The sequence below is a fragment of the Streptomyces sp. CMB-StM0423 genome (assembly GCF_002847285.1).
In the GTDB taxonomy this organism is placed as follows: Bacteria; Actinomycetota; Actinomycetes; order Streptomycetales; family Streptomycetaceae; genus Streptomyces.
In genome coordinates this window covers 4,242,311-4,256,356 of the sequence record NZ_CP025407.1, presented here as the reverse complement: position 1 = coordinate 4,256,356, position 14,046 = coordinate 4,242,311, and the positions used below count along the sequence as shown (strand labels likewise).

At 73.2% G+C, this 14,046-nt stretch carries 16 protein-coding genes; 10 read left to right on the top strand and 6 right to left on the bottom strand.

Going from position 1 to position 14,046, the window contains the following annotated elements; genetic code table 11:
• The first annotated feature begins 49 nt into the window (after positions 1-49).
• Together CXR04_RS18490 and CXR04_RS18485 are read left to right on the top strand one after the other, a co-directional pair.
• Positions 50-658: a Repetin gene (locus CXR04_RS18490; protein ID WP_101423488.1), complete on the top strand. Its 609-nt coding sequence runs from the start codon at positions 50-52 to the stop codon at positions 656-658.
• Positions 659-919: 261 nt separating this feature from the next.
• On the top strand, positions 920-1,675 hold the full coding sequence (locus tag CXR04_RS18485; RefSeq protein ID WP_101423487.1) for a hypothetical protein: 756 nt from the start codon (positions 920-922) through the stop codon (positions 1,673-1,675).
• 31 nt (positions 1,676-1,706) lie between these two features.
• Here the strand turns inward: CXR04_RS18485 and CXR04_RS18480 are convergent, their stop codons facing one another.
• Positions 1,707-2,465, bottom strand: a complete 759-nt coding sequence (locus CXR04_RS18480; protein ID WP_101423486.1) for a GNAT family N-acetyltransferase — start codon at positions 2,463-2,465, stop codon at positions 1,707-1,709.
• 330 nt (positions 2,466-2,795) lie between these two features.
• On the opposite strand from CXR04_RS18480, the gene CXR04_RS18475 reads away from it, so the two are divergent.
• Positions 2,796-3,371, top strand: coding sequence for a DUF4240 domain-containing protein (locus tag CXR04_RS18475; RefSeq protein WP_101423485.1), 576 nt, complete (start codon positions 2,796-2,798; stop codon positions 3,369-3,371).
• Positions 3,372-3,428: 57 nt separating this feature from the next.
• Here CXR04_RS18475 and CXR04_RS18470 read toward each other — a convergent pair whose 3' ends face one another.
• Complete coding sequence (locus CXR04_RS18470) at positions 3,429-3,608, bottom strand: hypothetical protein (RefSeq protein WP_159072343.1); 180 nt, start codon at positions 3,606-3,608, stop codon at positions 3,429-3,431.
• Between the two features lie 716 nt (positions 3,609-4,324).
• A complete protein-coding gene (gene thiC, locus CXR04_RS18465; protein WP_101423483.1) occupies positions 4,325-6,142 on the bottom strand; it encodes a phosphomethylpyrimidine synthase ThiC in 1,818 nt (605 codons plus the stop codon).
• A 197-nt stretch (positions 6,143-6,339) separates the two neighbouring features.
• Here thiC and CXR04_RS18460 point away from each other — a divergent pair, with 197 nt between their 5' ends.
• The gene (locus CXR04_RS18460; protein WP_101423482.1) at positions 6,340-7,878 is read left to right on the top strand and encodes a YibE/F family protein; all 1,539 of its coding nucleotides are present in this window, start codon (positions 6,340-6,342) and stop codon (positions 7,876-7,878) included.
• 25 nt (positions 7,879-7,903) lie between these two features.
• On the opposite strand, the gene CXR04_RS18455 is transcribed toward CXR04_RS18460, so the two are convergent.
• Together CXR04_RS18455 and CXR04_RS18450 are read right to left on the bottom strand one after the other, a co-directional pair.
• Positions 7,904-8,116, bottom strand: coding sequence for a DUF5326 family protein (locus tag CXR04_RS18455; RefSeq protein WP_047020110.1), 213 nt, complete (start codon positions 8,114-8,116; stop codon positions 7,904-7,906).
• A 137-nt stretch (positions 8,117-8,253) separates the two neighbouring features.
• Positions 8,254-8,571, bottom strand: coding sequence for a cupin domain-containing protein (locus CXR04_RS18450; RefSeq protein ID WP_101423481.1), 318 nt, complete (start codon positions 8,569-8,571; stop codon positions 8,254-8,256).
• Between the two features lie 56 nt (positions 8,572-8,627).
• Here CXR04_RS18450 and CXR04_RS18445 point away from each other — a divergent pair, with 56 nt between their 5' ends.
• From CXR04_RS18445 to CXR04_RS18420, 6 genes are all read left to right on the top strand, one after another.
• A complete protein-coding gene (locus CXR04_RS18445) occupies positions 8,628-9,002 on the top strand; it encodes a phage holin family protein (protein WP_101423480.1) in 375 nt (124 codons plus the stop codon).
• 116 nt (positions 9,003-9,118) lie between these two features.
• A complete protein-coding gene (locus CXR04_RS18440) occupies positions 9,119-9,640 on the top strand; it encodes a low molecular weight protein-tyrosine-phosphatase (RefSeq protein ID WP_101423479.1) in 522 nt (173 codons plus the stop codon).
• Positions 9,637-10,620 (top strand): fructosamine kinase family protein, encoded by a 984-nt coding sequence (locus CXR04_RS18435; protein WP_101423478.1) that lies wholly within the window; start codon positions 9,637-9,639, stop codon positions 10,618-10,620. The genes CXR04_RS18440 and CXR04_RS18435 overlap by 4 nt, the downstream gene beginning before the upstream one ends.
• Positions 10,617-11,813 carry a cystathionine gamma-lyase gene (locus CXR04_RS18430; protein ID WP_101423477.1) on the top strand — a complete coding sequence of 399 codons (1,197 nt, stop codon included), beginning with the start codon at positions 10,617-10,619 and terminating at the stop codon, positions 11,811-11,813. Before CXR04_RS18435 ends, CXR04_RS18430 begins: the two co-directional genes overlap by 4 nt.
• A 154-nt stretch (positions 11,814-11,967) precedes the next feature.
• The gene (locus CXR04_RS36475) at positions 11,968-12,702 is read left to right on the top strand and encodes a WGxxGxxG family protein (protein WP_101423476.1); all 735 of its coding nucleotides are present in this window, start codon (positions 11,968-11,970) and stop codon (positions 12,700-12,702) included.
• Positions 12,703-12,868: 166 nt separating this feature from the next.
• Positions 12,869-13,342, top strand: coding sequence for an NUDIX hydrolase (locus tag CXR04_RS18420; protein WP_101423475.1), 474 nt, complete (start codon positions 12,869-12,871; stop codon positions 13,340-13,342).
• On the opposite strand, the gene CXR04_RS18415 is transcribed toward CXR04_RS18420, so the two are convergent.
• On the bottom strand, positions 13,339-13,983 hold the full coding sequence (locus CXR04_RS18415; RefSeq protein ID WP_101423474.1) for an HAD family hydrolase: 645 nt from the start codon (positions 13,981-13,983) through the stop codon (positions 13,339-13,341). The two genes, CXR04_RS18420 and CXR04_RS18415, sit on opposite strands and share 4 nt — an antisense overlap.
• Positions 13,984-14,046: the final 63 nt, after the last annotated feature.

Sequence of the window (14,046 nt, the reverse complement as noted above, 5' to 3'; positions counted from 1 at the left end):
TGCTGGCACCCGGATCGTCCGGGCCAACAGCCCTTGAGGAGCAGTTCTCTTGCGCCACGTACGCAGCAACCGCCTTCGCGCCGTCGCCCTCTCCGCCGCCCTGCTCGCGACGGCCACCGCCGGTACGGCCGCCGCAGCCGGTGACTCCCGCACCGACGACCGCGGCGGCAAGAGCTTTCACAGCACAGATACCGCCTGGAGCGGCGACCGCGGGGAACGGCCCGCCGCCTCCCTGACCGGCACCGCGAAGCTCACCCGGTCGCTCGGCGACGACATCACGTTCTCCTTCGACGCCCGCCTCGCCGCGAAGCACAACGACGACCCCCTCCAGGCGACCGGCACGTTCCGCTTCAGCCACTACCTCGGCGGCGAGGGCGCGTGGGCGGAGGCCGACGTCGACTGCCTCGTCACCGGCGGCAGGGTCGCCGTCGTCTCCGGTGTCATCACCGACACCGACCTCCCCGGCGCGAAGGGCCTGCGCGTCGGCGTCACCGTCCACGACCAGGGCCGCAACGACCGTCTCGGCTACAGCTGGGCGGGCACGGGCAGCCCGGTGGAGGACAAGGACCTTGCGCCGTGCGTGAGTTCCGCGCCGTTCGAGAAGGTCAAGCGCGGCACCGGCGACTTCCGGGTCCAGCCCTGGCAGCCGGAGCTCTGACCGGCGGAGTTCTGACGAGCGGAGTTCTGACCGGCGGAGTTCTGACCGGAGTCACGCCCCCGTGCCCGCCCGGAGTCGTGACCCGCGCGCCCCGCCCCCGGTACGGTCCCGGGGTGAGGTGATCTTCCGGGCGGCGGCAGCCGGCCACCGGCCGCGGCGCGGCCAGTGGCCGCGGGCCCGCCGCGGACGACGCGGGCGGCTCCCGGCAGCGCGGAGCCGCCCGGCCGGCCTGCCCGCCCCGATCCCTCCGGAGACCACCGCATGACCGCCGAACAGCAGCAGCACCCCCTCGCCTACACCGACTTCGTCGCCCGCGCCACCGCCGACCCCGCCGTCGTCGGCCTCGTCCTCAAGGGGTCCCAGGCCCACGAGGGCATGGCGACCGAGCGCTCCGACCACGACCTGTACGTCGTCCTCGCCGAGGGTACGGCCGGTGGCCTCACCCGCCTCCACGGCCACCGCTCCGCCGCCCTCGACCTCCTCGTCCTCCCCCTCGCCGGCTTCCGCGAACTCGGGCGCGCGCCCGGCTTCGAGCGCTACGCCCTCGCGCGCGCCCGCGTCGTCCTCGACCGCCTCGGCGGCGGCATCGCCCGCGTCCTCGCCGCCGCCGCGCGGCTCGACGCCGACGAGGCGCACCGCGACGCCGCCGCGCTGCTGGACGCGTACGCCAACTCCCTCTACCGCTCCGTCAAGAACACCCGCGACGGCCGCCCCCTCGCCGCCCGCCTCGATGCTGCCGACAGCGCCCGCCACCTGCTGGAGCTGCTCTTCACACTGGAGCGCCGCCCGCGCCCGTACAACAAGTACCTGTGCTGGGAGCTGGCGCGGCACCCGCTGCCCGGCTGGGCGGGCGACGAGTTGCCCGCGGCCGTGGACCGCATCACGTGCACCGGGGACGCGGGCCTGCAGCGCGCCGTCTTCGCGCGGGTCGAGCCGGCGGCCCGGCGGGCGGGACACGGCGGTGTGCTCGACGCCTGGGGCGAGGACCTGCACCTGATGCGCCCGCCCCAGACCTGAGCCCCCGGCCTCCCGGCCACCGGCCCCCGGGTCAGTCAGGCAGGGAGACGTACAGGCGGGTGCCGCCGGGACGGTAGCCGACGCGGGTGTACGTGCCGCGGGAGCCCGCGCCGGAGTACTCCAGCCACACAGATCCCGCCCCGCGGTCGAACATCGCTTCCGTCAGTGCCGCGGTCACCGCCGCCGCGACGCCGCGGCGCCGGTACGCGGGGCGGGTACCGACGCCGGCGAGTTCCGCGGTGTCCTCCGCCCGCGGCGAGCACGTCGCGCCGCCGGCGCAACCGCCGTCCCCGGCCCGTACGAAACGCACCTCCCCGCCGTCCTCCCCCAGCCGCCGCAGCCGCGCCGCGCCTTCCGCCGACGCGGCGAACGCACCGCCGAACGCCTCCGCGAGCGCCGCGTCCAGCGCCCGGAACTCCGCCTCGGTGGCGGGGGTTTCCACCCTCGGGCGATTGCCGCCGGGCAGGGGATCGGTGTACGTGTGCGGGGTGCAGACGAGGTATTCGTGGACCGCCTCCGTCCCGAACCCCGCCGCCCGCAGCGCCCCCTCCACCCGGGGCGCGGCCCCGGGCGCGAACTCCAGCCGCGGCAGCAGCCCCCGCTCCCGGAACGCGCCGACGAGCGCGGCGACGTCGGCGGAGGTGGGGGCGGTGCCGGGCAGCGGGGTTGCGTAGTTGAGGTAGGGGCTGTCGGTGTCGACGGCGAAGCCGGCGACGAACCCGCCGGTCTCGACGACGTCGGGGCGGCGGCGGAGGTTGGCGACGGCGAAGTTCTGGACCTGCTTGTCCATGGGGGTAGCCACGGTGGTATCGACCTCACGAAGTCTCTGACGTGCGCAGACAGAAGAGAGCGTGGGGCCGCCGTACGGGACGGGCGTGTCCGGCGTGGGAGAGCGGGCGGCTCCGCTACGGAAGCGGGCGGGCCACTCGGCGCCGACGGCGGCCGCTGACGGGCGCCGGGATCAAAGGCTTCGTTCCTCACCGTGAGTGCGCCGGCGGACGGCCGGCGGATGTGTCCGCGGGCGCGCGGACGGCGGCCAATGTCCCACGCCGGCCGCGGCCGTGCAACGCGTTTACGGGATGAGACCGGAATGTCAGTGCGGGGTGCCACAGTACGGGACATGGACATCGACCGGTTCTGGCACCTCGTCGAATCGGCGCGCTCCTCCGCGGCGGCGGACGGCGTGCCCTTCGACGAGGCGCTCGTGGGACTCCTCGCGGGGCTCCCCCGGCAGGAGATCCTGGCGTACGCGGAGCGGTTCGGCGAGGTGCACGGTGCCCTGTACCGCTGGGACGTGTGGGCGGCCGCGTATCTCATCGGCGGGGGCTGCTCGGACGACAGCTTCATGGACTTCCGCGCCGGGGTGATCTCCCTCGGCCGCAAGTGGTACGAGCGCGCCGCGGCCGCGCCGGACAGCCTCGCCGAGCACCCTGCCGTCGCCGAGGCCGCGCGGCACGGCCACGACGAGGTCCTCTTCCACGAGGAAGTGAACTACGCGGCGGGCGCCGCCTTCGAGCGCCTGACGGGCAGCAGGGACGCCTTCCACGAGGCGTGGGCGGAGTACCGGCCGGCGGACGGCGAGGGCGGCGCGGCACCGGACATGGGGGAGGACTTCGACTTCGACGACGACGGGGAGATGCACAAACGCCTGCCGCGCCTCGCGGGGCTGTATCTCCGGGCGGCGGACCGGATGTAGCGGGTTCTCGCTCCGCTGCGCGTACGCCCCGGGCGTACCGGCGAACCGGCCGCCGGGTCACCCCGCGGCGAGGGCGACCGCGATCGCGGTGATCGTGCCGAGTACGGCGAGGAGGCCGGGGACGAGGAAGCTGAGCCCGGCGCAGTTGCCGACCAGGCGGCCGGCGGCCCGCCACCCTCGCGGCGTCAGCCCGGGCGAAGCGCCGCGCGGCACGGGCTGGGGCGCGGGATCCGGCACGGGCTCCGGTTTCAGGGTCGCGGCGGGCACCGCGGATTGCGGGTGCGAGCCGAGGAGATCCGCGCATCGAATTCGCCTTCCAGATCCCTCAAGCCGGCGATCTCCAACGGCCTTTCGCGATGTGCAATCCCTCCGAGGTCCAACGACGAACGATTGCCGCCGGGTGAGGATGGCCTCCGCATAATCTCTCTCAAAGATCACATCTGCGCGATCCCGGCTTGGGATGCGATCCAGCAGCAGGTCGATCTGACGGGCCTGTGCAGCTATGGCCCGGAACTGCTCTAGCTGCGTCCTTTGCCTTGGCAGCCAGGGTCCCGGCGGTTACCTCCATGCTGGCACTCCTTAGCATGTACTCGTTCGCACGGGTGGAACGCCCTGTCGTCCTCCGGGATCGGCGCCGGATTACCGTACCGGGAGAAGCGGCGGGCACACGAGCCCGGCGGCAGCCTCCGCCGCGGCACCCGCGGGCACGTCACCACCGAACCGCCCCCGGCACACGTTCACGAAGCGGCGCGGTCCCGGCGGTGCTGGGAACGCAGCCTGGCAAGCTCCCGGTTGCCGCCTGCGGCCCGTCCACGTCCCCGACCGCTTCGTACGAGACGCCGCCGTAGCCGGCACGCTGTTCTCGGCGCCGGCTACGGCGGCGTCCCCGGTCCCTCGGCGGACACACGCCGGCGGGAGGGGCAGGAGCAGAGCTCCTGCCCCTCCCGCCGGGCTCAGTCGGTCAACGGCAGGTAGACGCGGTTGCCCGTGGCCGCGAACTCCCTGGACTTCTCCAGCATGCCGCGTTCGATCTCCTCCGCGGTCAGCTCCGCCTGGTCGTCGGAGCCGAAGCGTTCCGCGATGTTTCTGCTGATCTTCATCGAGCAGAACTTCGGGCCGCACATGGAGCAGAAGTGCGCCGTCTTCGCCGGCTCCGCCGGGAGGGTCGCGTCGTGGAACTCGCGGGCCGTGTCCGGGTCCAGGGCCAGGTTGAACTGGTCCTCCCAGCGGAACTCGAAGCGGGCGTCCGACAGGGCGTCGTCCCAGTCCTGGGCGCCCGGGTGGCCCTTGGCGAGGTCCGCGGCGTGGGCGGCGATCTTGTACGTGATGACGCCGGTCTTGACGTCGTCGCGGTCCGGGAGGCCCAGGTGTTCCTTCGGGGTGACGTAGCAGAGCATCGCCGTGCCCCACCAGGCGATCATCGCCGCGCCGATGCCGGAGGTGATGTGGTCGTAGGCGGGCGCGATGTCGGTGGCCAGGGGGCCGAGGGTGTAGAAGGGGGCCTCTTCGCAGATCTCCTGCTGGAGGTCCACGTTCTCCTTGATCTTGTGCATCGGGACGTGTCCCGGGCCCTCGATCATGGTCTGCACGCCGTGGGACTTCGCGATCCGGTTCAGTTCGCCGAGCGTACGCAGCTCCGCGAACTGCGCCTCGTCGTTGGCGTCGGCGATCGAGCCGGGGCGCAGGCCGTCGCCGAGGGAGAACGTCACGTCGTACGCGGCGAGGATCTCGCACAGCTCGTCGAAGTGGGTGTAGAGGAACGACTCCCGGTGGTGGGCCAGGCACCAGGCGGCCATGATGGAGCCGCCGCGGGAGACGATGCCCGTCTTGCGGCGGGCGGTGAGCGGGACGTAGCGCAGCAGGACGCCGGCGTGGACGGTCATGTAGTCGACGCCCTGTTCGCACTGTTCCAGGACGGTGTCCTTGTAGACGTCCCAGCTCAGTTCCTCGGCGCGGCCGTCGACCTTCTCCAGCGCCTGGTAGAGCGGCACGGTGCCGATGGGCACGGGGGAGTTGCGCAGGATCCACTCGCGGGTGGTGTGGATGTTGCGGCCGGTGGACAGGTCCATGACCGTGTCGGCGCCCCAGCGGGTGGCCCACGTCATTTTCTCCACCTCCTCCTCGATGGAGGAGGTGACGGCCGAGTTGCCGATGTTGGCGTTGACCTTCACCAGGAAGTTCTTCCCGATGATCATCGGTTCGGACTCGGGGTGGTTGACGTTCGCGGGGAGCACGGCGCGGCCGGCCGCGATCTCGTCCCGTACGAAGGCGGGCTCGACGCGCTCGCGCAGCGCGACGAACTCCATCTCGGCGGTGATCTCCCCGCGTCTGGCGTACGCGAGTTGCGTGACGGCGGCGCCGCGGGCGCGCCGCGGCTGGCGCGGGCGGCCGGGGAAGACGGCGTCGAGGTTGCGCAGACCGCCGCGGGGCGAGGTGTGTTTGAGGCCGTCGTCCTCGGGGCGGGGCGGGCGGCCCGGGTACTCCTCGGTGTCGCCGCGGGCGATGATCCAGTTGTCGCGCAGCGGGGTGAGCCCGCGGCGTACGTCGGTGTCGGTGGTCGGGTCGGTGTACGGCCCGGACGTGTCGTACAGCGTCACGTCGTCGCCGTTCGTGAGGTGCACGCGCCGCACCGGGACCCTGATGTCGGGCCGCGCGGGGTGCTCCAGGTGGTCCTTGTGCCAGCCGATCGCGGCAGACTCCGCGGACGCCGCAGACTTCGCAGATTCCGCGGAGTCCCCGGTGGCGGGCGTACGTGCATCCGAAACGGTCATGGAGACCCACTCCCTACGCCGGCATTACCCGGTAACAGGTTCGGCGGTCGGCGCAGCCTCGGTCCGGATCCGGATCCGTCAGCGCCCTCTCAGCCCGGTGCTCCGAGCTCCCGCGGTGTGCAGTTCGCCGACCACGCTAACCGCTGCACGCACCGGTACGAAAGAGGGCGCAGGAGCACTCCTGCGATGATCTGGCCGTGACACATTCGCACAGCCACCACCACGGCGCCCCCGCCCCGCCCGCCTCGCACCGGCTGCGCAGGGTGATCGCCGCGGTGCTCGTCCCGTTCGCGCTGGCGGTGCTCGCCGGGCTGATCGCGCTGTGGCCGGGGAGTGAACCGGCGGGCGAGCGCAGCGGCATCGGCTTCGACCAGGAGCGGCAGCAGGCGAAGGTCACGAAGGTCGAGGAGGTGAAGTGCGCGGACGTGGGCGCGCAGATCCAGGAGCAGGGGCCGCCGGGCGGCGGTGGCGACACCGACGAGCCGCGGCCCGACCAGGACGCGATGTGCGAGCAGACGACGATCGAGGTGACGTCGGGCAAGCACGCCGGGCGGACCTTCACGGAGATCGTCGCGCCCGACGCGTCCCGGCGGTACGAGGTGGGGCAGGAACTCGTCGTCTCCTACTCGCCGAAGGCGCCGCGTGAGCTGCAGTACGCCGTGTCCGACGTGGTACGCACCGTGCCGATGACGGCGCTGGCGCTGGTGTTCGCGGTCGCGGTGGTCGTCGTCGGGCGGCTGCGCGGGCTGGCGGCGCTCGCGGCGCTGGCGGTGAGTTTCGCGATCCTGATCCTGTTCATCCTGCCGGCGATCCTCGACGGGTCGAACCCGCTGGTGGTGGCGGTCGTCGGGGGCAGCGCCATCATGCTGATCGCGCTCTATCTGTGTCACGGCTTCAACGTGCGTACGTCGGTGGCCGCCCTCGGCACGCTCGCGTCGCTGCTGCTGATCGGGCTGCTCGGTTCGCTGTTCATCGGCTGGTCGAAACTGACCGGGAACACCGACGACTTCACGGGGCTCATCCACACCCAGTACCCGGACATCGACATGAGCGGGCTGCTGCTCGCGGGGGTGCTGATCGGCTCGCTCGGGGTGCTCGACGACGTGACGGTGACGCAGGCGTCCGCGGTGTGGGAGCTGCGGCAGGCCGATCCGTCGGCGCCGTGGCGGAAGCTGTACGCGTCCGCAATGCGGATCGGGCGCGATCACATCGCGTCGGTGGTGAACACGCTGGTCCTCGCGTACGCGGGGGCGGCGCTGCCGCTGCTGCTGCTCTTCACGATCGCCGACCAGGGTGTCGGCACGGTGGCGACGAGCGAGTTCGTCGCCGAGGAGATCGTACGGACCCTCGTGGGCAGCATCGGGCTGGTCGCGTCGGTGCCGCTGACGACGGGGCTCGCGGCGCTCGTCGTCTCGGCCGACCGCCGCCACGGGGCGGGTCCTGCACCAGTGCCGGGTGCCGAACCGGTCGGGGGTACGGGACCGGGTGCCGGTACGGGACCGGTTCCTCGTACGGTGCCGGGCCCTGGAGCTGGACCGGGGCCGGGGCCGGGATCAGGGCCGAATCCGGGAGCCGGCACGGGACCGCAGCCGGGAGCCGGCATAGGACCGGGACTGGGGCCGGGCGCCCCCGCGGGGCCCGGAGGCTGGGCGGGCACGGGCTCCGGCGCTGCCGCGGCTCCTCCCGAGGGCCGCTCCCGCCGCCGGGGCGGCGGCGGACGGCGGCGCCGGAGGTAGCGCCGGAGACGAGGGACCCTGTCGGCTACCAGTCGTTCTTCGACGACGACGCGGTCATGAACTTCCGCACCAGGAAGATCGCACCCGCGATCAGCGCCGCGGCCAGCAGCACCTTGAAGAGCAGGCCGATGATGAAGCCGACCAGCGCCATGATCAGGCTGCCGAAGACCACCAGCACGATCGCCGGGATCAGCACCCACGTCACCCACCACGGCAGTCCCGCGGTGATCTCTTTCACGGACACGGTCATTCCTCCTCCGGTACGCCGGGGTTGTCCCGGTGCATTCGATGCTAGGACGCCGGGCGGGCGGATGGGAGTGCCCCCTGCCCCGGTCCACCCCGGAACGAACCCCGAGGCGACCCTGAGGGACTGATTCACGCCTCGGGTGGAGAGAAGACCACCAGAACCCGGAGATCCTCGGTGATGTGGTGGAAACGATGCGGTACGCCCGCCGGTACGTAGACGACGCAGCCCCTGCCGACCTGCAGGGTCTCGTCGCCGACGGTGACGGAGCCGCGACCGCTCATGATCACGTAGACCTCGTCCTGGCGATGGGGCTGCTGCGGATCGGGCGCTCCGGCGTCCAGCGCGTAGAGGCCCACCGACATGTTCCGCTCGCGGACGAACTGCAGGTACGCTCCGTCGTTCGCACGGCGCTCCGCCTCGAGGTCGTCCAGCCGGAATGCCTTCATCGTGCTCCATCCTCCGCGTCCATGGTGCTCCCGACTACCTCTGGAACGATCAACCCATGAAGACTTTCCTGATCAAAACCCTCGCCAACGCGGCCGCCCTCGCGGTCGCGGTCTGGCTGATCCCCGACATAGGACTGACCGGTCACGACAACGCCGACAAGGCCGTCTCACTGCTGCTGGTCGCGTTGATCTTCGGCGTCGTGAACTTCATCGTCAAGCCCCTCGTGCAACTGCTGTCGCTGCCGCTGCTGGTGCTGACCCTCGGGCTCTTCACGCTCGTGATCAACGCGCTGATGCTGATGCTCACCTCCTGGATTGCCGACAAAGCGGACTTGAGCTTCCATGTGGACGGATTCTGGACGGCGGTGCTCGGCGGACTGGTGATCAGCATCGTGTCCTGGGCGACGAGCATGGCCCTCGACCGGGACTGACGGCAGCGCGCGCCGGTACGGGCCCGGAGCGGCGGACTCCGGGGCCGGGAAGCACCGCGGAACCAGCGCGGGAACCGGCCACCGGCACCGGGCGCCCGCGCCCCGGCTGAGGCAGGATGGACCGCATGCGAACGAGCGAACGCCCCCTCCCCGCGCCTTTCCGCGTCTGCTTCGTCTGCACCGGCAACATCTGCCGCTCGCCGATGGCCGAGGCCGTCTTCCGCGCCCGTGTCGCGGAGGCGGGGCTCGACGGCGAGATCGAGGTGGACAGCGCCGGCACCGACGGCTGGCACGTCGGCGAAGCCGCCGACCCGCGCGCCGCCGCCGTGCTCACCGGGCACGGCTACGAGCTGGCGCACACCGCCCGGCAGTTCACGCCCGACTGGTTCGCCGAACGCGACCTCGTCCTCGGCCTGGACGGCGGGCACGTCCGCAGGCTGCTGAAGATCGCACCGACGCCCGTCGACGCCGAGAAGGTGCGGCTGCTGCTCTCCTTCGCGCCCGACCTCGACCTGACCGATGTCGAGGACCCGTACTACGGCGGCACCCGCGGCTTCGAAGAGGCTCTGGACCTGATCGAGACCGCCGCCGAGGGCCTGCTCCAGGCCGTACGCAACGAACTCACCGCCCGCCCGTGAACCCCCCGCCGGCCGGCGCCGCGCGGGGCGCCGGGGACCCCACCCGGGGCGTCGGGGCCCGCGCCGCCGCGCTCGCCGGTGCTCCCGTACGGGCCGCGCGCCCCGTCGGCGGCGGGGACATCTCCGCCGCCCACCGCCTCGAACTCGCCGACGGCCGCCGCGTCTTCGCCAAGACACGCGCCGGCGCGCCCGCCGACTTCTTCGCCGCCGAGGCGCACGGCCTGCGCCTCCTCACGGACACCGGCACCGTCCCCGTCCCCGCCGTGCTCGGCGAGGAGCCCGGGATGATCCTGCTGGAGTGGATCGAGCCGGGGCCCGCGGCCCCCGCGCAGGCCGAGCGGCTGGGCCGCGACCTCGCCGCGCTGCACGCCACCCCCGCCGCCGCCTTCGGCACCCCCTGGCCCGCCTACATCGGCTCGCTCCCGCTGCCGTCCCCGGGCACACCGGACACCCCCGGCCCCCCGGATCCGGCTCCGGAACCACCCCCTGAGCACACCGGACATGCGCCTGCCTCCCCCGCTGACTGGCCCGCCTTCTACGCCGGGCACCGGCTGCTTCCCTTTCTACGCCTCGCCACTGACAACGGCGCCCTCACGCCCGCCGACACCCGCGCCGTCGAGCGCCTCTGCGGCGTGATCGACGAGGTCACGGGCCCGCCGCAGCCGCCCGCCGTCATCCACGGCGACCTGTGGTCCGGCAACGTGCAGTGGTCGGCGGGCGACCGCGCGTACCTCATCGACCCCGCCGCGCAGGGCGGCCACCCCGAGGTGGACCTCGCGTTCCTGGAGCTGTTCGGCTGCCCGCAGCTCGGGCGGCTGCTCGCGGCGTACGAGGAGGTACGCCCGCTGCCCGGCCGGCGCGGCCGGGTGCCGCTGTACCAACTCCACCATCTGCTCGTGCACGCCGCGCTGTTCGGCGCCGGCTACGGCGCGCAGTGCGGCGCCGCGGCGCGCGCGGCCCTGAAAGGAGCCGGCCGATGACACCGGACGACACCCCGCACGCCGACCCGCCTCCGCGGAACACCGCCGACGCCACCCGCGTCGTACGCGCCGGCCTCCCCGCCCCCGAGCCGTACGAACCCGCCCTCCCCGGCCCCGTCTTCGCCGCCCATTACCACCTCCCCGGCGACGTCACCGCCGCCCCCTACGACTACGGCCGCGACGCCAACCCCACCTGGACCCGCCTCGAAGCCGCCCTCGCCGAGCTGGAGTCCCCCGGCGTCCCCGCCGAGGCCGTCGCCTTCGCCTCCGGCATGGCCGCGATCACCGCCGTCCTCATGGCCGTCCCCGGACCGCCGCAGGACGGGGGGGCGCCTCGCGGCCACGTCGTCCTCCCCTCCGACGGCTACAACCTCGTCCCCGGCGGCCTCCGTGCCCTTCTCCAGGAGCACGGCACCGACGTGCGCACCGCCCCCACCGCCGGCGACGCCCAGGCCGATCTCCTCGACGGCGCCCGCCTGCTGTGGCTGGAGACCCCCTCCAACCCCGGCCTCGACGTCTGCGACATCCGCCGCCTCGCCACCGCCGCGCACGCCGCGGGCGCGCTCGTCGCCGTCGACAACACCCTGCCCACCCCCCTCGGCCAGCGCCCCCTGGAACTCGGCGCCGACCTGTCCGTCGCCAGCGGCACCAAGGCGCTCACCGGCCACGGCGACGTCCTCCTCGGCTACGCCGTCACCCGCGACCCCGCGCTCGCCCGCCGGCTGCGCACCTGGCGGAAGACCGCGGGCGCCATCCCCGGGCCGATGGAGGCGTGGCTCGCGCACCGTTCGCTGGCGACGCTGGAGTTGCGTACCGCGCGCCAGGCGGCGAACGCCCTCGCCGTGGCCGAAGCGCTGCGCGCGACGCCGGGGGTACGGGACGTGCGCCACCCCGGTCTGCCGTCCGACCCCGCGCACGCGCTCGCCGCGCGCCAGATGCGCGCCGGGCGGTACGGGTGCGTGGTGGCGTTCACGCTGCCGGACCGGGCGGCGGCGGAGCGGTTCCTGGGCGCGGCGCGGCTGGTCGACGAGGCGACGAGCTTCGGCGGCGTGCGCTCGACCGCGGAGCGGCGCGGGCGGTGGGGCGGGGACGCGGTGCCGGAGGGCTTCGTCAGGTTCTCCGCGGGCGTCGAGGACACCGCGGACCTCGTAGCAGACCTGCGTGAAGCGCTCGCGTACGCGCTCGCCCGCTGACTCCGCACGCGGTCGGGCAAAAATCCGGCAAAAGCGATAAAACTCGCGTAAACCGGCAATGCGTGTGTTCATGGTGTGTGGGGGAGCCGCGGGCACGCGGAGCGGGAGCCGCGTCGAGACGCCCGTCGGCACAGCTCTCAAGGGAGATCACACCATGCGTAAGATCGCCGCAACACTGGGCGCGGCCGGGATCATCGCCCTGGCTCCCCTGACCGGCGCGAGCGCGCAGCCCGCCGCCACCCCGGCGGACAACCCCCAGACCACCGTCCAGCAGGATCAGGGCCCGCGCGGCCCGAAGGGCGACAGTGCGAGCAACTGGGGCCTGCTGGGTCTGGCCGGTCTGCTCGGCCTCGCCGGGCTGGCGAAGAAGTCCGGCACGGGCAGCCGCCGCGGCGACGTCTCCAACCGCGCCGCCCAGACGACGGGTACGCGCCGCGAGTACGGCATGGAGCACGACACCCACGGGCACGCCCGCGGCCACGGCAAGGACGCCGGCCGGATGGGCAACAAGTCCGACGAGGACATGCGCGGCGGCAAGCAGGAGATGCACGGCGGCGAGCACGGCGAACACGGCAAGCACGGCAAGCACGGCATGCACGGGGAGAAGCACAGCAAGCACGGCAAGCACGGGATGCACGGCGACAAGCGCGGCATGTCCGGCGACACGTCCGGCACTTCGGGTTCGTCCGGCATAAAGGGCGGCGAATCCGGCGCCTCCGGCGGTACGTCCCGTACGTCCCCCTCGCCCGACCCCGGCCGCACGACGCACAGCGACATCACCGGCGGCACCGCGCACGAGAGCAAGCCCGGCACCGAACAGAGCGGCACCACGCACCGCGTCTTCGGCAAGGACGAGCCCGCCCCCGGCGACGACGACAAGCCGCGGTGACCGCCCCGGCACCCCACCGCCGGATCCCGCCCGTCCCGTCGCGCCCCCGCGCCCCGCGCGCGCCCGGCGCGGCGGGACGGGGGTGCTCCCGCCGTACGCACCGCTCCGCCGCATTCCTCCGGCGGCCGCGGGTTTCGACCGCCGCCCCGCGTGCCACATACACCCCATGACCGTGTCCCACCGGCCCGTGGTCAAGCGCACCGCCCGCGCCGTCCTCCTGGACGGCGACGAGATGCTGCTCATCAAGCGCACCAAGCCGGGCCGCGAGCCCTACTGGATCACCCCCGGCGGCGGGGTCGAGCCCGCCGACACCTCCGTCGTCGCCGCGCTGCACCGCGAGGTCGACGAGGAGCTGGGCGCCCGCGTCACCGGCGTCGTCCCCGTCTTCGTCGACACCGTCCCCGAGGACGGACGGGGCGTGAAGGTCCAGCACTTCTTCGCCTGCCGGCTGGCGTCCATGGACCCGGCCAGGCGCCACGGCCCCGAAGTCGACGAGCCCTGCGGCGAGTACGAGACGGTGCGCATCCCCTTCACCCGCGAAGGCGTCGACTCCGTCGACGTCGTACCGCCCAGTCTGCGCGCCTATCTGCGCACGAACATCGAGGGCGTCCTCGCCGTCCTCGCCGACGACTTCGGCTAGCGGCCCGTCACCCCGCCGGTACGCGTCAGCGCGTACGCCTCCCGCAGGTCCCGGCCGCTGTACGCGTGCGAGGCGAGGCCGCTCACATGATGGTCGGCGTTGACAGCGACCGACCGCGGCACCACCGCGAAGAGGTCGGTGTCCGACATGGAGTCCCCGTACGCCACGCAGTCCGCCCGCGTCAACCCGTACTCCGCGCAGAGCAGATCCGCGATCCGCACCTTGTCGGGCGGCCCCAGGATGCCCGCCATGTCGACCGGCTCGCGGAACGGCAGCGCCGGGAACCGCGACCCGTGCGCCGCGTGCACCCCCCACTCCAGCAGCCGTTCGACGAAGAACCCGGGCGCCAGGGAGATGACCGCGCAGTGCTCCCCGCGGTCGGTGATGTCCGCCCATACCTCGCGGATCCCCGCGAGCCACGGCGCGCCCGCGAACGCGCGGCCCAGGATCTCGGGCGTGAGGCTGCTCCACATGCCGTGGGCGTGCTCGGCGTAGTCGTACGTGTCGATCTCGCCGGAGCCGAACGCCGCGTCCAGCGCCTGGAACTCCGCGACCAGGTCCAGTTGCCGCGCCAGCTCGATGTTCGCGGAGGAGCCGTGCAGCAGGGTGCCGTCCATGTCGAAGATGTGCAGCCGGGACATGGCGTGAGGCTAGGACGTGCGCATGCCCGCGGACAAACGATTACTCGCGCCGCACCCGGAGCC